General features: G+C 55.1%; 17 protein-coding genes. 12 read left to right on the forward strand and 5 right to left on the reverse strand.

Annotated features, from left to right (window positions below; genetic code table 11):
- The first annotated feature begins 1 nt into the window (after position 1).
- The 3 genes from etsC to ACREYP_RS11190 all read left to right on the forward strand — a co-directional run bounded on the left by etsC (position 2) and on the right by ACREYP_RS11190 (position 2,845).
- Positions 2-1,372, forward strand: a complete 1,371-nt coding sequence (gene etsC / locus ACREYP_RS11180; RefSeq protein WP_498881367.1) for a macrolide efflux RND transporter outer membrane subunit EtsC — start codon at positions 2-4, stop codon at positions 1,370-1,372.
- Positions 1,373-1,507: 135 nt separating this feature from the next.
- Complete coding sequence (locus tag ACREYP_RS11185) at positions 1,508-2,410, forward strand: DMT family transporter (protein WP_498881368.1); 903 nt, start codon at positions 1,508-1,510, stop codon at positions 2,408-2,410.
- A gap of 84 nt (positions 2,411-2,494) precedes the next feature.
- A complete protein-coding gene (locus ACREYP_RS11190) occupies positions 2,495-2,845 on the forward strand; it encodes an MmcQ/YjbR family DNA-binding protein (RefSeq protein WP_008458837.1) in 351 nt (116 codons plus the stop codon).
- A 45-nt stretch (positions 2,846-2,890) separates the two neighbouring features.
- On the opposite strand, the gene ACREYP_RS11195 is transcribed toward ACREYP_RS11190, so the two are convergent.
- Positions 2,891-3,361 (reverse strand): NanQ anomerase/TabA/YiaL family protein, encoded by a 471-nt coding sequence (locus ACREYP_RS11195; RefSeq protein ID WP_008458839.1) that lies wholly within the window; start codon positions 3,359-3,361, stop codon positions 2,891-2,893.
- Positions 3,362-3,668: 307 nt separating this feature from the next.
- Here ACREYP_RS11195 and ACREYP_RS11200 point away from each other — a divergent pair, with 307 nt between their 5' ends.
- The 4 genes from ACREYP_RS11200 (at position 3,669) to kduD (ending at position 7,310) form a co-directional block, all read left to right on the forward strand.
- Entirely contained in the window at positions 3,669-4,466 is a 798-nt protein-coding gene (locus tag ACREYP_RS11200; protein WP_498881369.1) for an IclR family transcriptional regulator, read from the forward strand.
- 112 nt (positions 4,467-4,578) lie between these two features.
- Positions 4,579-5,571 carry a 2-keto-3-deoxygluconate transporter gene (kdgT, locus tag ACREYP_RS11205; protein WP_336818653.1) on the forward strand — a complete coding sequence of 331 codons (993 nt, stop codon included), beginning with the start codon at positions 4,579-4,581 and terminating at the stop codon, positions 5,569-5,571.
- 113 nt (positions 5,572-5,684) lie between these two features.
- Positions 5,685-6,521, forward strand: coding sequence for a 5-dehydro-4-deoxy-D-glucuronate isomerase (gene kduI / locus ACREYP_RS11210; protein WP_336818654.1), 837 nt, complete (start codon positions 5,685-5,687; stop codon positions 6,519-6,521).
- Positions 6,522-6,548: 27 nt separating this feature from the next.
- Positions 6,549-7,310, forward strand: coding sequence for a 2-dehydro-3-deoxy-D-gluconate 5-dehydrogenase KduD (gene kduD, locus ACREYP_RS11215; protein WP_008458846.1), 762 nt, complete (start codon positions 6,549-6,551; stop codon positions 7,308-7,310).
- Between the two features lie 93 nt (positions 7,311-7,403).
- On the opposite strand, the gene ACREYP_RS11220 is transcribed toward kduD, so the two are convergent.
- Positions 7,404-10,475 (reverse strand): beta-galactosidase, encoded by a 3,072-nt coding sequence (locus ACREYP_RS11220; RefSeq protein WP_336818655.1) that lies wholly within the window; start codon positions 10,473-10,475, stop codon positions 7,404-7,406.
- Between the two features lie 110 nt (positions 10,476-10,585).
- Positions 10,586-11,665: a LacI family DNA-binding transcriptional regulator gene (locus ACREYP_RS11225; RefSeq protein ID WP_498881370.1), complete on the reverse strand. Its 1,080-nt coding sequence runs from the start codon at positions 11,663-11,665 to the stop codon at positions 10,586-10,588.
- A 71-nt stretch (positions 11,666-11,736) separates the two neighbouring features.
- Between ACREYP_RS11225 and ACREYP_RS11230 the strand changes: the two genes are divergently transcribed.
- Both ACREYP_RS11230 and ACREYP_RS11235 read left to right on the forward strand, forming a co-directional pair.
- The gene (locus ACREYP_RS11230) at positions 11,737-12,354 is read left to right on the forward strand and encodes a glutathione S-transferase family protein (protein ID WP_008458853.1); all 618 of its coding nucleotides are present in this window, start codon (positions 11,737-11,739) and stop codon (positions 12,352-12,354) included.
- A gap of 75 nt (positions 12,355-12,429) precedes the next feature.
- Complete coding sequence (locus ACREYP_RS11235) at positions 12,430-13,242, forward strand: arylamine N-acetyltransferase family protein (RefSeq protein ID WP_498881371.1); 813 nt, start codon at positions 12,430-12,432, stop codon at positions 13,240-13,242.
- A 415-nt stretch (positions 13,243-13,657) separates the two neighbouring features.
- On the opposite strand, the gene ACREYP_RS11240 is transcribed toward ACREYP_RS11235, so the two are convergent.
- Positions 13,658-14,299 carry an HD domain-containing protein gene (locus ACREYP_RS11240; protein ID WP_166992397.1) on the reverse strand — a complete coding sequence of 214 codons (642 nt, stop codon included), beginning with the start codon at positions 14,297-14,299 and terminating at the stop codon, positions 13,658-13,660.
- Between the two features lie 113 nt (positions 14,300-14,412).
- Here ACREYP_RS11240 and ACREYP_RS11245 point away from each other — a divergent pair, with 113 nt between their 5' ends.
- Positions 14,413-15,366, forward strand: coding sequence for a GlxA family transcriptional regulator (locus ACREYP_RS11245; protein ID WP_498881372.1), 954 nt, complete (start codon positions 14,413-14,415; stop codon positions 15,364-15,366).
- 3 nt (positions 15,367-15,369) lie between these two features.
- Here ACREYP_RS11245 and ACREYP_RS11250 read toward each other — a convergent pair whose 3' ends face one another.
- Complete coding sequence (locus tag ACREYP_RS11250; RefSeq protein ID WP_008458860.1) at positions 15,370-17,412, reverse strand: choline transporter; 2,043 nt, start codon at positions 17,410-17,412, stop codon at positions 15,370-15,372.
- A gap of 291 nt (positions 17,413-17,703) precedes the next feature.
- Here ACREYP_RS11250 and betI point away from each other — a divergent pair, with 291 nt between their 5' ends.
- Both betI and betB read left to right on the forward strand, forming a co-directional pair.
- Complete coding sequence (betI, locus tag ACREYP_RS11255; protein WP_008458862.1) at positions 17,704-18,297, forward strand: transcriptional regulator BetI; 594 nt, start codon at positions 17,704-17,706, stop codon at positions 18,295-18,297.
- Positions 18,298-18,314: 17 nt separating this feature from the next.
- The gene (gene betB, locus ACREYP_RS11260) at positions 18,315-19,787 is read left to right on the forward strand and encodes a betaine-aldehyde dehydrogenase (protein ID WP_498881373.1); all 1,473 of its coding nucleotides are present in this window, start codon (positions 18,315-18,317) and stop codon (positions 19,785-19,787) included.

The raw sequence follows: 19,787 nt of genomic DNA on the forward strand, positions 1-19,787 counted from the left end.
TATGAAATTTTTATCACCTTTGGCTTTGTGCCTGGCTGCCGCGCTGAGCGCAGGCTGCGTAAATACGCTTAAAAGCGACTATCACGCTCCGGAAGTACGCTATCCCGCCAGCTGGGACAAGAGCGATGCTACCCGCGACCTGGCCCCGTTTGACTGGCAGGCGTTTAACGATCCCCACCTGGATAACTGGCTGCGCCAGGTTATGGCCAGCAATAACGATGTCGCGATTGCCGTACTGCGGGTGTATCGGGCGAGACTCGACGCGGAAAGAGTCGGTATCACCAACGATCCCGGGCTCAGAGGTTCACTGGGCGTAGACGGGAAAAATCAGCTCAATAACTCGTCAGGCTGGACAAAAAGCAGCGCCGCGAGTCTCAGTACCAGCTATGAGCTTGATCTCTGGGGCAAAATAGCCCGCCAGCGCGATGCGGCGGAGTGGGCAACTCATGCCAGCGAAGAAGATTTACGCGCCGCACGCCTGACGCTGCTTTCAGAGGCCAGCAATAATTACTGGCGCATTGGCTTTGTGAACCAACAAATCAATGTCCTCCTGCAGAGCATCGGCTATGCAAAAGAAACGCTTCGCCTTGCCGGGGCTCGTTATCGTGCAGGAGGTGCTTCCGCGCTGGATGTTGTGGACGCGCAGCAAAGTTTACTCGCGCAGGAAAATCGGCTCACTGGATTGCAGCGAGAGCGCCTGCAGGTTCTGAATCAGCAGGCCGTTTTGCTGGGTACCGCTCCGGGCAGCTCAGTGGTTGAGCCTACAAAACTGCCCGACGGCCCTCTGCCGCAGGTTAACGCGAACATTCCTGCCAGCGTACTGATGCATCGGCCCGATATCAGCGCGCAAGAGTGGCGGGTGCGTGAAGCCCTGGCCAATGTTGATATACGGCGCACCGAATACTATCCCGCATTCACCCTGACGGGATCGCTTGGTACCGGCAGTAGCTCGCTGCTAAACGTGCTGCATAATCCCCTCGCTTCCGTTGGCGCAAGTCTGACGCTGCCGTTCCTGGAATGGCGGCAGCGGGGCGTGGAGGTGAAAATTGCCCTTAACGATTACGAGCAGCGGGTGCTGGCGTTTAAACAGTCGCTTTATAAAGCGATGAGCAGCCTTGAAGACGAACTCTCCCTGCGCGATCAGCTTCTGGCTCAGGAGATAAGACTCCGGGAGGGGCTGGATCTTGCGCGTAAGTCTGAGCGCTTGAATGAGGTACGTTACCGCCAGGGCGCCGCGCGTATCTCATTCTGGCTAGATGCCCAAGAGAAACGCCGCCAGGCAGAGCTATTGCTGGATGAAAATCGCTTCAACCAGTTCCAGAATCTGGCAAAAATTTATCTCGAGTTTGGCGGGTCGTCTGCTTTCCCCTAAATCTTGCTAACTAATTCTCCCCAAACAGAAAACGGTTTTTCTTTCGCGGATGCTCGTTTAAAGTTTTGCTGGCTGAACGGGGTTCAGCCAGCAAAATAATAAACAACCGTTTATTTTATGGGGAAGGGTGAAGGCATGCGTGTGTCAGATTATTTCCGGCTATTATTTCTTGCCGCGGTGTGGGGAGCCAGCTTCCTTTTTATGAAAATAGCGGCACCAGAGTTCGGGGCGGTAAATACGGCCTTTTTAAGGGTGTTTTTTGGCTTTACAGGGCTGGCGGTGATTCTTTTCACCCTGAGATCATCCTTCCGCTTTGAGGGGAAATTCCGTTCGGCGCTTATTCTGGGCGCAATTAACTCCGGGCTGCCCTTTTTTATGTATTGTCTCGCCGCAAAATGGTTACCTGCCGGATACTCCGCCATTTTAAACGCTACCACGCCGCTTATGGGCGCCATTATTGGCTTCTCCTTCTTTAGTGAGAAATTAACGGCGCGAAAATGGCTGGGCGTAGTGCTGGGCCTGGCAGGGATAATGGTGATTACTTCGGTCGGGGATGCGCACTCCAGCGGGGAGAAGATCGCCGGAATTATCGCCTGCCTGGTGGCCACGAGTTGCTACGGTGTGGCAGGCTTTTTAACCCGCCGCTGGATCTCCAATAAAGGCGGGCTTGACCCTAAAATCGTCGCCTTCGGCAGCCAAATCGGGGCCACGCTTTTCCTGTTACCGTTCTTTGCCTGGAGCGTGGCGACCGGTCCGGCAATAAACTGGCTGCAGGGCGATGTCTGGCTCAGCGTGCTGGGTCTGGGGATCCTCTGTACCGCCGTGGCCTATATTTTTTACTTCCGCTTAATTGCCGATATCGGGCCGTTACGCAGCCTCACGGTGACTTTTCTCATTCCCCCGTTCGGCGTGTTGTGGGGCTACCTCATTTTGCATGAAACCATTAGCGAAGCGTTTATCATCGGGGCTGTCATTGTTTGTTTCTCCGTCTGGCTGGTGATAAGCCCGGACAAGAAAACGCTCACCGCAAAAAGTTAACCCTGGCACCGGTTGCGAATAATTGTGGTTATACTAGCCGCGAGCCCGGATAAGGTTTCCGGGCTACGCCGTGAAGGAAAAACAATGCAACGAGAAGCGCTGTTCACTGTGGTATTTGACCGGTATCAGGTTGAGCCCGACTACCCGTGGGACAAGTTTAAGGACTACGCCGTGCTGCGCCATCGCTACAAGCGGAAATGGTTTGGCGTGGTGCTGAGTATTTCCGCCGCAAAGCTGGGGCTGGAAAGCGATGAAGTCGTCGATATTCTCAACGTCAAAGTGATGCCTGGCGCCGTGGGCTCGCTGAGAATGCAGCCGGGAATTTTACCGGCATATCACATGAACAAAGAGCATTGGGTCACGGTATTAATTGACAAGGTACCAGATGAATTAATCCTGGCCCTTATTGACGAAAGCTTTAGCCTGACGCGTTAATTTCATTCCCCCGGACATTGCATGGAACAGAATGTCCGGGGCATATTACAAATAATTTTTCGCTATTTTAATGACCGCTTTTTTGACTGCAGCGGCATTGCCATTAAGCATGCAGAGTGGCTTGTGTACTTCGCCGGGATAGAAAATAATAAAGTCCCCGGCATTCATAGTAATCATAGTTTCATCATCCGGCGTTCTAATAAAAGCAATATCACTCCCCGCCAGTTTATCTTCCATGACTTCCGTATGCGGCGGTTTGAGGCTAAACGCCATACCTTCCTGTCCGGCCAAAACAATTTGCACGTCAAGGTATTTCTCATGATATTCCGGGAGGGCTTCAGCGGCTAACCGGGTATTCCCTTCCATGACCATCACCCACACGTTCTCTCCCGCAACATTGTATTTCCCTGCATGAGACTCAGCGTTGATGTTCTGCAAAACATAATCCAATGCCTCGGTTATTTTCGGCGGCAGCCACGGATTCAAACCTAATTCATTAATATTTCCAACAATCATATAACATCCTTTATTCAATGCGGGAGGAAACGTCTTTTTTATTAAATAGCCACCCTCGGGAGACAAAGACATCAGTAAAATAACGAACTGTGATCCGCTTCACGCATTTAAGTTATAAATAACAGGCAAGAATAATAAGTTGCATCACATAACGTTTTTTAGGCTAATTTTTGTATATCGTTTCACATATGAATCTCTAGGTTCTATATATGAAACAAAAGCAGCGTAAAACACGTTATGAAATAGGTTCGATATATAAAACAAAAAGCGTTCTATATATAAAACGAATCGCTGAATGGAAATAAATATGCATATTCCCGAGAATTTAAAAGAGAGTAAAGCGCCGGCAGCCGTCAGACTGGTGGCTATTCTTGATTTTATTGCGGAAAAAGGCAGCGCCAGTTTTAGCGAAATCAGTACCCAACTGGCTATCCCGAAAAGCAGCACCCACCATTTGCTGGAGGTGCTGTCCGCCACGCACCTGCTCCGTCTGCGCGTCGACGGGCGTTACGCTCTCGGGCTGCATCTGTTTGAGCTGGGGGGCCTGGCGGCAAGCGGGCTGGATATTCGTCTCGAGGCCATTCCTTACCTGCACGAGCTGGTCGAACTCACCGGGCTGACCTGCCACCAGGGCATTATGGAAGGTGATGAAGCCTTTTTCCTCAGCAAAATTCAGTCGCCGCAGGCGATTATTTTAACCTCCTGGGAAGGAAAGCGCATTCGGCTGCACAGTACCTCATTGGGGAAAATCCTGCTGGCCTGGCGGCCCATCGAGCAGGTTGAACAGATTCTGGCGAAGGCCACTTTCGTGAAGAAAACAGAGTCTACCATCACCGATAAGTCGCTTTTTATCGAGCATCTCGCCTTGGTGAAACAGCAGGGCTGGGCCTACGACGATGGCGAAAATATCAATGAAATTCGCTGTATTTCCGCCCCGGTATTTGACGTCAAAGGCAATGTACTTTGCGCCATCGGGTTAACGGGCATGGTTTCACAATTCACCAATGGTAAAAAAGAAGAGTATTTAAGTCATTTACTGGCCACCACTGAGAGAATATCAAATGCATTAAACTTTGGCCTGAAGTCCAGCCCCATAACTAAATAGTAAACCTGTATTAACCAGGTCGTAAATTATCCGAGGATTATTCTCGGAGGTTTACGTCTGGGGTTTTGCAATAAAAAATCCATTGATTAACTCTTTCATCGAGGAAACAGATATGCAAATTAAGAAGGCAATAGATAAAATCCCCGGGGGATTAATGCTGGTGCCGCTATTTTTAGGTGCCCTGTGTAACACCTTTGCTCCCGGCACCGGCAAATACCTTGGCTCATTTACCAACGGGTTGATTACCGGCACGGTGCCGATCCTTGCCGTTTGGTTCTTTTGTATGGGGGCGTCGATTGAGCTCAAAGCCACGGGGACGATGCTGAAAAAATCCGGCGTACTGGTGGTGACCAAGATTGCTACCGCCTGGGTTGTCGCCATGGCCGTCGGGTCGTTTCTGCCGCTGAGCGGCGTTGAAGCCGGCCTCTTTGCAGGTATCTCCACCTTGGCGCTGGTGGCCGCGATGGACATGACCAACGGCGGGCTATATGCCGCGCTGATGAATCAGTACGGCTCCAAAGAAGAGGCCGGAGCCTTTGTCCTGATGTCTCTGGAGTCCGGGCCGCTGATGACAATGGTGATACTGGGCACCGCCGGGATTGCGTCCTTCGAGCCGCAGCTGTTTGTCGGGGCCGTGCTGCCTTTCCTGGTAGGATTTGTGCTGGGTAACCTTGATCCCGCTCTGCGTAAAATGTTCGGTGGCGCGGTACAAACGCTGATTCCGTTCTTCGCCTTTGCGCTCGGCAATACCATTAAGCTACAGGTCATTTTTGAAACCGGCCTTGCCGGGATCCTGCTGGGTCTCGTGGTTATTGTGGTCACCGGGATCCCACTGATTCTTGCGGATAAATTCATCGGCGGCGGCGATGGCACGGCGGGCATAGCGGCCTCAAGCACGGCGGGTGCCGCCGTGGCTACGCCGGTATTAATTGCTCAGATGGTGCCAGAATTTGCGCCAGCGGCACCGGCAGCTACCGCCCTGGTGGCCACCAGCGTGATTGTCACTTCTCTCCTGGTCCCGATTCTGACCGCGCTTTGGGCAAAGCAGGCTAAAAAAGGCAAGACCAGCCAGGAGGTTGTTGTCGCCAGACAACCCGCACCTTAATTGTTTAGCTAAATATATACCTGAGATTCAGATTAAATAACTTATTCCCTTTATGGCATATACCCGCCAGGGACTTACTCGCGTTAAATTCAATATAGACTAAGGAGTCATGTATGGATATCAGACAAAGTATTCACAGCGATCACGCTAAAACGCTGGACACCGCCGGGATTAGAAAAGAGTTTTTAGTTGAAAAGATTTTCGAAGCCGATAAATACACGATGGTCTACAGCCATATTGATCGCATCGTGATTGGCGGCATTATGCCGGTAAATAAAAGCGTTTCAATTGGCGAAGAAGTTGGTAAGCAGTTTGGCGTGAACTATTTTCTCGAACGCCGTGAGCTGGGGCTGATTAATGTAGGCGGGGCCGCCGTGATTACCGTCGATGGCACCGAATACCGCGTAGAAAAAGAAGAAGCGATGTATATCGGGAAAGGCGCCAGGCATGTGGCGTTCGCAAGCGTCGACAGCGCAACGCCCGCCAAACTCTACTACAACAGCGCGCCAGCCCACCACGCGTATCCAACAAGAACCATTACCGCCGCAGATACGGTGGCCGCGCCGTTAGGCAGCCTGGAAAGCTGCAATAAGCGCACCATTCGCAAGTATCTGGTGCCGGAGATACTCGACACCTGCCAGCTCAGCATGGGCATGACCCGGCTTGAAGAGGGCAGTAACTGGAATTCAATGCCCAGCCACACCCATGAACGCCGCATGGAAGTCTACTTCTACTTCGACATGGACGAAGACACCATCATCTTCCACATGATGGGCAAACCCCAGGAAACTCGACACGTCGTCCTGCACAACGAGCAGGCGGTGATCTCGCCGAGCTGGTCCATTCACTCGGGCGTCGGAACCAAACGCTACACCTTTATTTGGGGCATGATCGGCGAAAATTTAACCTTCGACGACATGGACCACATTGCCATGAAAGATATCCGCTGAATCGCTAGCGCTCACAAGGAGAACACAATGGTTTTAGAACAGTTTGCATTAACAGGAAAAGTGGCGCTGGTGACCGGCTGTAATACCGGGCTGGGGCAGGGCATGGCGGTTGGCCTGGCGCAGGCGGGCTGCGATATTATTGGCGTTAACATTGCAGAACCGGCGGAAACCCGCCAGCAAATTGAAGCGCTGGGGCGGCGTTTTGTGAATATCTCCGCCGACCTGAGTCGCTATGAGAATCTGCAAAACGTGGCCGATGACGCCGCCGCCGTTTTTGGGCGGATAGATATTCTGGTGAACAATGCCGGGATTATTCGCCGCCAGGATGCCCTTGCGTTTTCGGAGCAGGACTGGGACGACGTGATGAACGTGAACCTCAAAACGGTTTTCTTCCTTTCTCAGGCGGTGGCGAAGCAGTTTATTAAGCAGAAAAGCGGGGGGAAAATCATCAATATTGCGTCGATGCTCTCTTTCCAGGGTGGGATCCGCGTGCCTTCTTATACCGCGTCCAAAAGCGGCGTCATGGGCGTCACCCGCCTGATGGCGAACGAATGGGCGAAACACAATATCAACGTCAATGCGATTGCGCCGGGCTATATGTCCACCAACAACACCGCGCAGTTAAGAGCGGATGCGGATCGCAGTAGTGAGATTCTGGATCGCATCCCGGCCGGGCGCTGGGGGCTCCCATCGGATCTGATGGGGCCGGTTGTGTTCCTGGCGTCACCGGCGTCAGACTACGTGAACGGCTACACCGTTGCCGTCGACGGCGGCTGGCTGGCACGTTAACGTTGCTGACGAAGAGGGGAAAAGCGTGGTTTTTCCCTCTTCGTGGTTATGTGAACGTGTAAAGACCGCCTGTACAACAGGCGGCCTTTTCGACTACTTTTTTTGCCAGCTAACCGCGTAGTGATAATGCGACCCGGAGAGCAGAAACTCCAGCGAGACGCTCGGGCTCCAGGAATCGTCCCCGCCCACGCCCATATGATAGCCGTCTATATTCAGCCAACTGCCTTCTTCTTCTTTCAATAAATGCCGGTGCGTGGCTTCCTGCAGCTGTTTCTGGCCGTAGCGGCTGAGATTGAAGTGAAACGCCCCACGCCAGCGGTGGCTGCCGTATTCAAGCGACGAGGTATCGCAGCGCAGGCCATTTTCACTCGGGAAAACGTAGGGCGTGTACATGTCCGCCAGCGGCAGCGTCCAACGGTCCATCAGCGCTGAGCTTTTGCGGTCGGGATAGTTCTCGTGCGGGCCGCGGCCAAACCAGTTCACCTCAGATTCAATATCCGCGAGCTGACAGCAAAGGCCAATGCGCGCCGGGGCTGGCGTGCCGAAGGCAATGTCCACATCCACCGTAATATGCAGCACGCCCTCGCTGTCGATGAGATAGCTTTTGCGGCTGATAAACAGCGTTTTACCGTTGCCCTGCCAGCTGTGGACGGTGCGAACCAGCACCGCGTTGCCCAGCCTGTCAACGTCGAAACTCAGCAGTTCCGGCGTCAGGTCGTACATGCCTGCGGCCTTCCAGCGCTCCACCCAGGCATTAGGGTCGATATGCGCGGCCTCGCTGATGCCGATGTCATTATCCAGCGGTGCCCGTGTGAAATTATCCTGTAGCGGCCGGAGGAGCGTAGGCTGCTGATGGCTAAACCACTGGCAAAGCAGGCCGCTTCTACGCTCAAAGCGCCAGTGCTGATCGCCGTGGAATACATCGGCGTGCCTGTCGTCCATTTGCAGCAACGGCGCTGAACCGCCGGGGAGAGTTGTGGGCCGGACTAACGTGGACGGCAACTGCCACTGCGCCCGAGCGCAACAATGCCCGGCCTCACTCCATGAGGTGGCTTGTACCTGCCGTACGTCGACATTGAGCCAGACAGCACCGGGGCGCGTAATCTCCGGCAGCGGAAGCTGAAGCACGCGGGTTTGTTCTGGGGCCAGGTCCAGCGCCAGTTCACCGCTGGCGAGCACTTCACCCTCGAGTTTCAGCGTCCAGACCAGCCGTTCGTTATCACTATGGCGGAACAGGTACTCGCTGGTAACTTCCAGTCCGTTGTCCGCCAACAGGCGGAACTGGAAGAACTGCTGCGCATGTTTCGCTTCATGTAATGCCGGATGCGGGGTGCGATCGGCAAAAATCAGGCCGTTCATGCAGAACTGCCGATCGTTTGGCGTGTCGCCAAAATCACCGCCGTAGGCGGCCCAGGGCTGGCCGCTTTCATCATGTTTCATCAGCGACTGATCGACCCAGTCCCAGACAAAACCGCCCTGCAGCCTGGGGTGCTGGCGAAATGCCTCCCAGTACTTACTGAACCCGCCCAGGCTGTTGCCCATCGCGTGGGCGTATTCGCACAGAATCAGCGGGCGGCTTTCTTCAGGCAGCCCCAGCCATTTCTTTATTGACCACTTTGGCACCTGCGGGAAGGGCTGATCCTGATCCACCCGGGCATACATCGGGCAGATAATGTCGGTGGCCGCCGTGTCCGCGCCGCCGCCTTCATACTGCACTGGCCGCGTGGGATCGTTGGATTTTATCCAGCGGTAGAGGGCATCGTGATTGCTGCCGTGCCCGGACTCGTTGCCGAGCGACCAAATGATAATGGACGGATGATTGCGATCGCGCTGCACCATGCGCGTCACGCGCTCGACCATTGCTGGCAGCCACGTCGGATCGTCGCTCAGGCGGTTCATCGGCACCATGCCGTGGGTTTCAATATTGGCTTCATCCACAACATAAAGGCCGTAAAAGTCGCACAACCTGTACCACAGCGGGTGATTGGGATAATGCGAGCAGCGCACGGCGTTGAAGTTATTCTGCTTCATCAGCAGGATATCGCGCCGCATTGTTTCTTCCTCCATCACCTGGCCGTTGACCGGGTGATGCTCGTGCCGGTTAGTGCCGCGCAAAAGCAGCGGTTTGCCGTTGAGCTTCAGCAGCCCGCCGGTAATCTCCACTTTACGGAAGCCAACGTCATAGCTTTCGGCTTCGATAAGCGCATTGCCTTGCTGCAGGACAACCACGGCGCGATAGAGATTCGGCACTTCCGCACTCCACAACAGCGGCTGTTCAACCGGCAGATGCAGGGTAGTGCGGTCGTGATAAGCCCCGCGTTCGTCAATAATCTCACTGCCGATAGCCTGCTGTTTCGCCGCCAGCAATGTCTCGCCGCGCCAGAGCTGTACCAGCACTTCGCAGGCGCTGATGTTCTGACCTTCAAGTTTGACTAACGCCCGCAGCTCGCCGCGTGAAAAATCTTCGTTAATATCGGTCTGCAACTGCACGTCGGCAAGGCGAGTTTCCGGCTTATGCAGCAGCGAAACATCGCGGAAAATACCGCTCATGCGCCACATATCCTGATCTTCCAGATACGTGCCGTCGCTCCAGCGAAGCACCATCACCGCAATACGGTTGCAGCCGGGTTTTAGCCCGGCGCTGAGATCAAATTCGGAGGGCAGACGGCTGTCCTGGGCGTAGCCGATCCAGATGCCGTTGCACCACAGATGAAAGGCGGAGTTTACGCCATCAAAAATAATCCTCGTTTGCCCGCTCGTCAGCCAGGTTTCATCGACTTCAAATGTGAGCGAGTAACAACCGGTGGGGTTCTCTTGCGGTACAAAAGGCGGGTTGACCGGAATCGGGTAGGTGATATTGGTATAAACAGGCGCATCGTAGCCCAGCATTTGCCAGTTCGACGGGACGAGAATAGCGTCGGCTTCAGGAAGGTCTTCGCTGAGCCAGCTCTCCGGCACCGCTTCGGGGCGAGGGAAATAGCTAAACGCCCATTCACCGTTAAGGGATCGCCGCGACGGTGAGCACTTATCATCCCTGGCATCTTCCAGCGAACGCCAACTGGAAAACGGGGGATGAGCCGCCAGCGAGTTAAGCTGGGTCACGCCGGGGGATTCCCAGTCGCGGCGGGCCAGCGTGGCATGGAGCGAAGGTGAAATATTAGTCATAGTAATGCACCTGCGAGGTGATTGTTATTCGCTCACAATTTAGCGTGAGTTGTTCAGGAGTAAAGCCATCACGCCGTATTCGGTGATGGGCCTCACAAAGAACCCCGGTTTTATTTCAGGCGCGAAATCTGCTGCGCGAGGCGGGAAAGCTCGTCGGCCAGCTGTGCCGCCGTGGGCTGCATCAGGCTACCCGGTGCGGCTGTCGTTTTGCGTTCTACGAGGCTGACAGGCTGCAGCGCCGCTAATTCACCTCCCTGATGAATAAGCGCCACCATGCCGTTCACGCTGGCTTCGCCTAGCAGCCGGAAGTCCTGCCGGATGGTCGTCAGCGGGGGAAGAAAACAGGCGCTATCTTCGGTGTCATCAAAACCAATAACGGAAATGTCCTGCGGCACCACGAACCCGGCTTCGTGAATGGCACGCAGGGTGCCCAGCGCCATTTGATCGTTAGCCACAAGAATTGCCGTCGGCTTCTGCCCGTCGCGTAAAAGCTGGCTAACCTGCTGGTAGCCTGACAGAGAACTCCAGTCCCCACGCAGAAAGGCCGCAGGCGCAAGCTGATGCTCCGCTAGCGTTCGCTGCCAGCCTTCAAGCCGCAGCCGGGCTGAGACCGAGTTTTCAGGGCCAGCAAGCAAGGCAATATGGCGATGCCCCAGTGTGACCAGATGTTCCACAGCAAGATCGGCGCCTGAATCGGCGTCGGTAACAATATGATTAGCCGAAACCTCCGGCGAAACATCAAGGAACAACACGGGAACATCGCCGCAGGCCGCCTGCACGGCTGCCACCTCCGCCGCTTCCAGCGGAATGTTCACAATCAGCCCGTCAACGCGCTGGGCAAGCAGGCTATTCACGGCGGCGCAGGCCGCGTCCACACCGGGCTGTTCAACCATCGAAATCATTACGTTGAACTGCAGCTCACCGGCTTTGGATTTTATCGCCGCCGCAATCTGCGAAGGGGCATGCAGGGAAAGGGTGGTGGTCGCCAGGCCAAGCGTCTGGCTGAGTTTCCCCGCCAGCTGCTGCGCCACGCGATTAGGCACATAGTTCAGTGCTTTCATCGCGGCTTCAACTTTTTGCCGCGTTTTCGCCGAAACGTGCGAAGCCTGATTGATCACTCGCGAAACGGTTTGATACGACACGCCTGCCAGCTCGGCAACATCGTACAGTGTCACAGATTTCGCTTTCATTGCAGGCTTCCTTCTCACAGACGCTGGTAGGGCGGCTATTCTACACATAACGCGAAAGCCGGGAGAAACTTATGTACAAACTGTATGGCGTGTCGAGTTTTGGGTCGGCCATTACTGAATTGATGCTAACGCTGGTTGAGGAACCTTACAAATTCATCGACGTTGATGGGTTTGATACAGCGGGGCCAATGCGGGATCGGCTGCTGGAGATTAATCCGCTGGCGCAGGTGCCAACCCTTGTGCTGGAAAACGGAGAGGTGCTGACCGAAAGCGCGGCCATCGCGCTCTGGATCCTCGATCGTCACCCGCAGTATGCCCCGCCCATTGGCACGCCTGAGCGGCAGCAGTTTTACCGCCTGCTTATCTGGATTGTGGCCAACGTTTATCCCACCTTCACCTACGGCGATTACGGTGAACGCTGGGTAGAAGAAGAGGCCACGGTCCTCACCGAAAACCTTTACCGCTACCGCGAGTCGCTGTGGCTGTGGTTTGAAACGCAGCTCGGTGCTGGCCCCTATATTTTTGGCGAACGGCTGACGCTGCTGGATTTGTATCTGCCGGCGATGACCCGCTGGCGGCCCCGGCAGGCCTGGTTTGACCAACACACGCCTAAGCTTGCCGCCGTGGCGAATCAGGTTCGTGCGCTGCCGCAGCTCAATAAAGTGTTGGGCAGAAACGGCATGCTTTAAAGCACGAACGATCATCTGCCTGCCGGCCTCCGCATTTATAGTGAGGCCATTCATTCGCAGCAGGGAATCAGCAAAATGGCATTAGATTTGGGGCTTTATTTCGACCGTATTAACTATCACGGGCCGCGCAGCGCCACCGTAGAAACGTTACGTGCGCTGCATCTGGCGCACGCCTGCACTATTCCGTTTGAGAATCTGGACGTTTTGCTCGGCAGAACGCTCCATATCGACAACGAAAGCGTCTTTGAAAAGCTGGTCGTGGCCGGGCGCGGCGGCTGGTGTTTTGAGCAAAATGGCCTGTTTCGCAATGTTCTCGCCGAGCTTGGCTTTGAGGTGGAGAACTTAGCGGCCCGCGTGCTGCTGGCCAACCCGCCGCAGATGCCCGCGAGGACGCATCGCCTCACGAAAGTGACCGTCGACGGCCAGGACTGGATCGCTGACGTCGGCTTCGGCGGTAAAACGCTGCCTGAACCGGTTCGTCTGGTGGCCGGTGAAATGCAGCAGACGACGCATGGCGTGTACAGTTTCGAACGTGTTGACCATGACTGGCTGCTGAAATTCCATGGTGCCGACAAGGTGATTAACCTGTATCGTTTTAGCCTCGAACCGCAGTACGACTCTGATTACGAAGCCGGGAACCACTACGTGGCAACGTGGCCGCAGTCGCACTTCCGTCACTGCCTGACGCTGAGTTTGTACAAGGCCAATGGCGAAAAAAATACGCTCTACAGCGCCGGGGAAAACGCACCGGTCTTTACCCGTGCACAAGACGTTTATGACCTGCTGCAGAAAAACTTCAATTTGCGCTTCGACCATCCGCGCCATGGCATCAGTCTCGAAGAGTTTTCGGCGATGCTGGTACGGATTGGCGTGATAAAACCAGCCTGACCTTTCCACTTTGACGCCGCAGTTCGTGCCAGCGCGCTGCGGCGATCCGCCTGGATCGTAAAGTTACACCCCAAAACTCAAAATAAAATAGCAACGGTACGCGCGTAGATAGCGGATATATCTTGTTTCAAAACCAAGGCAAGGGTAAAAGGCCGAATAATATGAGGAATATTCAAAAATTGACGTTACTTTGAAAATTTCCTTTATCAATTTGAGCCTTTTTCTTTTAGCATATCGGCGGTTCTCATCAGGCGGCTCAGCGGTTAATACAGGTTATGAAAAACATCTTTCTGGCAATTATCCTTTCTCTTATGGTTATTGGCGCTTTTGCTCACGATCCGCAGCCTGGCACCGGGCTTGATTCGCTTGCCGCCGTGCAGGGTAGGTGACCGCTAAGCCACCCGCCTGACGTTGCTTAACCCGCCCAGCGGGAAGCGCGAATAATACTGCAGAAGTTCAGCGGCTCGAACGCAGGCTCTTTATCCCGAATGACATCGGCCTTCACGTTACCAAACGTGGTGGCTGGTTTGTTTTTAATCCCGTCGTAAAATGCCTGAATAATTTCTTCCTTGAATGCCGCAGGGCGAGGATGTAGTTTCACCACCTGCTCGCGATGTTCCGCGCTGAATTTGTCGTAATCAATCCCAAGCACATCCATTTCCACGCCAGCCGTGACCAGCGCAATTTCCGGCGCCATAAACTCAGGAATACCCGGTGTCGTGTGCAGAGCAATCGCCGTCCACACTTTGTCGATATCCGCCTGGCTAACGCCGTACTGACGCATAAAATCCTGCGCGGCAAACGCGCCGTCCACTTCAAAACGCCTGTCGCAGCTGCAGTGTTCGTGGGTCAGCCCCATATCGTGGAACATACAGCCGATGTACAGCAGCTCATGATCAACCTTAAGTTCACGTCGCTGCCCGGCCAGCGCCGCCCAGTAGTAAACCCGGCTGGAGTGGTGGAAAAGTAAATCTGATTCGGTGTCGCGGACCAGTTGGGTAGCTTCACGCGCCATTTTGGTGTCAGGCATGGCGATGCCGTTAATTTTTAAGCTCATCTCTTTCTCCTCATGTTGGTGTTGGAGTAGCATAGGCCTCCGTTGAAATGTCTTGAATAGTCGCATAACGACGATTTAAGACTTATGCCGCAGTTCGCGACGTGGAGAAGACAATGGCGCATCAAATCCTGATCCTGGCGGTGCCGGGCGTTCAACTGTTGGATGTTTCCGGGCCGCTGGACGTGTTTGCCGAAGCAAACCGCGTGCTGTGCCGCGAGGTTTATCACTCACGAATTGTTGCGCTGGAAGCCCCGACAATTGTCGCTTCATCCGGGGTTAAACTGCTGGCTGACGATGTGCTGGAAAGCGCGGCGGGCGGGCGGGAAACCACATTTCTGGTCGCCGGTGCGCCGGATGCGGCAGACAGAACGCTTAGCGCCGAACAGGGCAAAAAAATCATCGCGCTTTGTACCCAGAGCCGCCGCTTTGGCTCCGTCTGTACCGGCGCACTTTTATTGGCACAAACGGGCTTATTAAAAGGCAGGAAAGTCACTACCCACTGGTCAGCTGCATCGCTTTTAGCCGCCCGTTACCCCGAAACGGAAGTCAGCGCCGACGCGCTGTACATCATGGATGGGGCGTTACGCACGGCGGCAGGCGTGACATCCGGGCTGGATCTCGCGTTAAGGCTGGTGGAAGAGGATCTGGGCCGGGAAGTCGCGCAGGACGTAGCGGCTAATCTGGTGATGTTCTTCAAGCGGCCAGTAAACCAGAACCACTTCATCCGCGAGCAAAAGACCTCGCTCAGCGGCCGCAGCGCGCTGCAGGATCTCCAGCGCTGGACCCTCGCCAACATAGCGGAGGTGACCACGGTCCAGCAGATGGCGGCACATATTCACCTCAGCGTGCGGCATTTAACGCGCCTGTTTCATCAGGAAATACAGATCACGCCGGGCGAGTGGCTGGAGGCCGAAAAAGTGGCAAAGGCGAGGCAGCTGCTGGAGTCCGGCGAGCTGCCGGTAAAAGCGATACCCGCCGCCAGCGGGTTTTCCGGAGTGGATACGCTGCGGCGGGCCTTCGTGCGTCGAATGGGCATTACGCCCGCCGCGTATAAGAAGATGTGCTAACCGCTACACGTTCGGGAACGTAATGCTGTTCCCCGGCGCCTCGCGGTGCAGGTGGATAAAGTTCAGGTGGCGTTCGTACTGATCGAGAATGTCGATGATCACCTGTTCTTTGCTGTAGTCCATCAGGTCATTGCCCTGGCTGCCTTCCAGCAGGAAAGTTTCCAGCCTGTAATAGGTCGACTTCCCGCTGCGGGCGCGGTAGGTAAAGCCCGGCACCGAATACTTCTGCGGCCAAATCTGGTAGACAAAGTTTTGTTCGTCGCCCATATGCACCCGCAGTTCAAGGTGCCCCAGCTTCTCATCCGGTAGAGGTGGCTCAACGGAAAGTTCGACCTTCGCGCCGCGCAGTTCCAGTTCCTGAGAAACCTCTTCCATCGCCGGGTAGCAAACGGTATCCATCATCTTCTGCGTATAACGCGTGCCGGGGTAGTTCATCAGCCGGGAGAGGCGTTTTTTCCAGCCAAGACGATCCTGCGCGGTCATCATATACGGCGCGGTGTCGCGACTGGCGCTAACGCGGCGGTAATCTTCAATTTTTAGCGATTTATACAGCCCAGCCATCACGAAGAAGATCACGAAGCTGAAGGGCAGGCCCATAATCACCGTCATGTTCTGCAGCGCGGAAATGCCGTTGGTCATCAGCATCCCCATTGTCAGCAGGCCAATCGCAATGGACCAGAAGATACGCAGCCAGTTGGGCGCATCGCTGTTAATGTCCTTCAGCTTAGAGGTGAAGTTCCCCAGCACCAGCGCGCCGGAATCCGCCGACGTGACGTAGAACAACAGGCCGGTGATCGTCGCCACCGAAGCGCTAAAGGTGAAGCCGGGATACTGCGCCAGCAGGCTGTAGAAGCCGCGCTCTGGGTGCGCCATCGCTTCCTGGGCAAAGGTGCCGTCGCCGTGAATGATTTCGTACAGCGCGCTGTTGCCGAACACCGAAAGCCACAGCAGCGTAAAGGTAAACGGAATAATCAGCGTGCCTAACACGAACTCACGAATGGTACGGCCACGTGAAATACGCGCCAGGAACAGGCCGACAAACGGCGACCACGCCACCCACCAGGCCCAGAAGAACAGGGTCCAGTTGTTCATCCATTCCACCGGGCGGTCGAACGCAAAGCTGTTTAGCGTCATGCCCATAAAGCGATTGATGTAATCGCCCACGTTCAGCACCAGCGCGTTGAGCAGAAATTCGGTATTGCCCATAAACAGCACGAACAGGATTAGGCCCAGCGCCAGCGCCACGTTCAGTTCGGAAAGCACGCGAATACCTTTATCCACGCCGGAGGTGACCGAAATAGTGGCGATAATCACCGACAGAACGATCAATGCCGCTTTAGCCCCCAGGCTGTCCGGGATGTCAAACAGCACGCTCAGCCCGTAGTTCAGCTGCACAACGCCGATCCCCAGCGTGGTGGCAATACCGAAAATCGTGCCGATCACCGCCGCGATATCCACCGTGTGCCCAATCGGGCCGTTAATTTTCTTGCCGAAGATCGGGTACAGCGCCGAGCGAATCGTCAGCGGCAGATTATAGCGGTAGCTGAAATAGCCCAGCGCGATGCCCATCAGCGCATACATCGACCAGCCGGTCAGGCCGTAGTGGAACAGCGTCCAGACCATCGCCTGGCGCGCCGCCTCAATGGTTTGTCCGGCACCTTCCGGCGGCTGCATATATTGCGTCACCGGCTCGGCAACGGAGAAGAACATCAGGTCGATGCCTATGCCGGCGGCAAACAGCATCGCCGCCCAGCTCAGCACGCTGAATTCGGGCTTGGACTGTTCCGGCCCGAGCTTTATAGAACCGAAGCGCGAGCAGGCGATAAACACCACAAACACGATGTAGAGCGTGGCGGCAAGCAGGTAGTACCAGCCGAAGCGGGAGGAGACCCAGCTTAGCGTGTGGCTAATCAGATTCGCAGAGAAATCGCTATAAAAAATGGTCATCAGGGAAAAGCACAAAATCAGCCCGGCGGACGTGTAGAACACCACCGGGTTGATTTTGTCTTTTTCACTGGTAGCAGGAGCAGTAACGGGACTCGTCATCGATTACCTCAGGTTAAGTAACGGTGACTACTCAGATGAGCAGTTAAGTTTTTCTTGTGAATGCAGGTGAGATTGCTTTTTAACAATTCCATAATCAATTTATGGTCTTACATTGATGATTAAATTTAATTCATTGAATTTATTCAAATAAAATCCTCGTTTTTATTGTCTGGAACGCGAGTGCTTCTCTGTTTTCACGCCATTGCGTAACAATTAATACACATTTTATATTGAACGTTCAATCAATAAACGCTTAAATAGATAACAATTATTGATGAATGGAGCGGGGCGATGCCAAAAAAAGGTATGCAGCCGATAAGGCGAAGACAGCTGATCGACGCCACATTAAACGCCATAAATGAGGTCGGCATGCATGATGCCACGGTGGCGCAAATTGCCCGCCGGGCCGGGGTCTCGACCGGCATCATCAGCCACTACTTCCAGGATAAAAACGGCCTGCTGGAGGCCACCATGCGGGACGTCACCGCCCAGCTCCGCGATGCGGTGGTGGGGCGACTGAAAGCTTTACCTGGCGCTTCTGCCGAACGGCGGCTGTGCGCCATCGTGGACGGAAATTTTGACGAGACACAAACGCACAGCGCGGCGATGAAAGCCTGGCTGGCATTTTGGGCCAGCAGCATGCACCAGCCGATGCTCTACCGGTTACAGCAGGTGAGCAGCCGCCGCCTGTTATCCACGCTCACCGCCGAGTTCAGGCGCGAGCTGCCGCAGGAGGAAGCCCGGCTGGCGGGCTATGGCCTCGCGGCGCTGATAGACGGCCTTTGGCTGCGGGCGGCCCTAAGCGGCAAACCGTTTGACCGCAAAGCGGCGAGCGTACTGACCACGCAATTCATCAACCAGCATCTTATTGCGGTGAAAAGCTAATTTAGCGAGGAAAAATCATGTCCCGATTGGGTGAACAAAAGCTCTATATCGACGGCGCTTACGTGAATGCGCTCAGCGGTAAAACGTTCGAAACCATCAACCCGGCTAACGGCGAAGTGCTGGCGGTCGTTCAGGCTGCTGGCCGGGAAGACGTTGACCGCGCCGTGGCTGCGGCGAAGAAAGGGCAGAAAATATGGGCAGCAAAAACGCCCGTTGAGCGTGCACGCATTTTGCGCCGCGCGGTCGACATTCTGCGCGAGCGTAACGATGAGTTGGCCGAACTGGAAACGCTAGACACTGGCAAAGCCTTCAGCGAAACCTCCGCCGTCGATATCGTCACTGGTGCAGACGTGCTGGAATATTATGCCGGGCTGACAACCACCCTGGAAGGCCAGCAGATCCCGCTGCGGGATACCTCATTCGTCTACACCCGCCGGGAGCCGTTGGGCGTTGTGGCCGGGATCGGCGCATGGAATTACCCGATTCAGATTGCGCTTTGGAAGTCTGCCCCTGCGCTGGCGGCTGGCAACGCGATGATCTTCAAACCAAGCGAAGTGACGCCGCTTACCGCACTTAAGCTGGCAGAAATTTATACCGAAGCCGGGCTGCCGGACGGCGTCTTTTGCGTGCTACCAGGCGTTGGCGCAGAAACGGGCCAACTGCTGACGGAACACCCTGGCATTGCCAAAGTTTCCTTCACCGGCGGCGTAGCCAGCGGCAAAAAGGTGATGGCGAATGCCGCCGGTACCACGCTGAAACAGGTCACGATGGAGCTGGGCGGTAAATCTCCGCTGGTTATCTTTGATGACGCCGATCTCAACCTGGCGGCGGACATCGCGATGATGGCCAACTTCTACAGCTCCGGCCAGGTCTGTACCAACGGTACTCGCGTTTTCATCCCTGCGGCGCTGAAAGCCGAGTTTGAGCAGAAAATTGTGGCGCGCGTGGGCCGCATTCGTGCCGGTGACGTAATGGACCCGCACACCAACTTTGGGCCGCTGGTCAGCTTCCCGCACCGCGAAAACGTCCTGCGCTACATCGAATCCGGCCGTGAAGAAGGCGCGACGCTGCTGTGCGGTGGCGACAAGCTGCGCGGAGAAAGGTTTGATAACGGTGCCTGGGTTGCGCCCACGGTATTCACCGACTGCCGGGATGAGATGACTATCGTCCGCGAAGAAATCTTCGGGCCGGTAATGTCGATCCTTAGCTACGAATCAGAAGAGGAAGTGATTCGCCGCGCTAACGACACGGATTATGGCCTGGCGGCGGGCGTAGTCACGAACGACCTCACTCGTGCGCACCGCGTAATTCACCAGCTTGAGGCCGGGATTTGCTGGATTAATACCTGGGGAGAGTCGGCGGCGGAAATGCCGGTGGGCGGCTACAAGCATTCCGGCATTGGTCGCGAAAATGGCCTGATGACGCTGCAAAGCTATACGCAAGTTAAGTCAATCCAACTGGAGATGGGCACCTATCACTCAATCTTTTAA

Origin of the sequence: Enterobacter sp. TMH.L2 (genome assembly GCF_050847315.1) — a bacterium.
GTDB lineage: Bacteria > Pseudomonadota > Gammaproteobacteria > Enterobacterales > Enterobacteriaceae > Cedecea.

Excerpts from the sequence above, each read along its gene's own strand:
- ACREYP_RS11220 (WP_336818655.1), bottom strand. The coding sequence starts at position 10,475 with ATGACTAATATTTCACCTTCGCTCCATGCCACGCTGGCCCGCCGCGAC.
- kdgT (WP_336818653.1), top strand. The coding sequence starts at position 4,579 with ATGCAAATTAAGAAGGCAATAGATAAAATCCCCGGGGGATTAATGCTG.
- ACREYP_RS11250 (WP_008458860.1), bottom strand. The coding sequence starts at position 17,412 with ATGACGAGTCCCGTTACTGCTCCTGCTACCAGTGAAAAAGACAAAATC.
- ACREYP_RS11185 (WP_498881368.1), top strand. The coding sequence starts at position 1,508 with ATGCGTGTGTCAGATTATTTCCGGCTATTATTTCTTGCCGCGGTGTGG.
- ACREYP_RS11240 (WP_166992397.1), bottom strand. The coding sequence starts at position 14,299 with ATGAGCTTAAAAATTAACGGCATCGCCATGCCTGACACCAAAATGGCG.
- kduI (WP_336818654.1), top strand. The coding sequence starts at position 5,685 with ATGGATATCAGACAAAGTATTCACAGCGATCACGCTAAAACGCTGGAC.
- betI (WP_008458862.1), top strand. The coding sequence starts at position 17,704 with ATGCCAAAAAAAGGTATGCAGCCGATAAGGCGAAGACAGCTGATCGAC.
- ACREYP_RS11195 (WP_008458839.1), bottom strand. The coding sequence starts at position 3,361 with ATGATTGTTGGAAATATTAATGAATTAGGTTTGAATCCGTGGCTGCCG.
- ACREYP_RS11200 (WP_498881369.1), top strand. The coding sequence starts at position 3,669 with ATGCATATTCCCGAGAATTTAAAAGAGAGTAAAGCGCCGGCAGCCGTC.
- ACREYP_RS11230 (WP_008458853.1), top strand. The coding sequence starts at position 11,737 with ATGTACAAACTGTATGGCGTGTCGAGTTTTGGGTCGGCCATTACTGAA.
- kduD (WP_008458846.1), top strand. The coding sequence starts at position 6,549 with ATGGTTTTAGAACAGTTTGCATTAACAGGAAAAGTGGCGCTGGTGACC.
- ACREYP_RS11235 (WP_498881371.1), top strand. The coding sequence starts at position 12,430 with ATGGCATTAGATTTGGGGCTTTATTTCGACCGTATTAACTATCACGGG.
- ACREYP_RS11245 (WP_498881372.1), top strand. The coding sequence starts at position 14,413 with ATGGCGCATCAAATCCTGATCCTGGCGGTGCCGGGCGTTCAACTGTTG.
- ACREYP_RS11225 (WP_498881370.1), bottom strand. The coding sequence starts at position 11,665 with ATGAAAGCGAAATCTGTGACACTGTACGATGTTGCCGAGCTGGCAGGC.
- etsC (WP_498881367.1), top strand. The coding sequence starts at position 2 with ATGAAATTTTTATCACCTTTGGCTTTGTGCCTGGCTGCCGCGCTGAGC.
- ACREYP_RS11190 (WP_008458837.1), top strand. The coding sequence starts at position 2,495 with ATGCAACGAGAAGCGCTGTTCACTGTGGTATTTGACCGGTATCAGGTT.
- betB (WP_498881373.1), top strand. The coding sequence starts at position 18,315 with ATGTCCCGATTGGGTGAACAAAAGCTCTATATCGACGGCGCTTACGTG.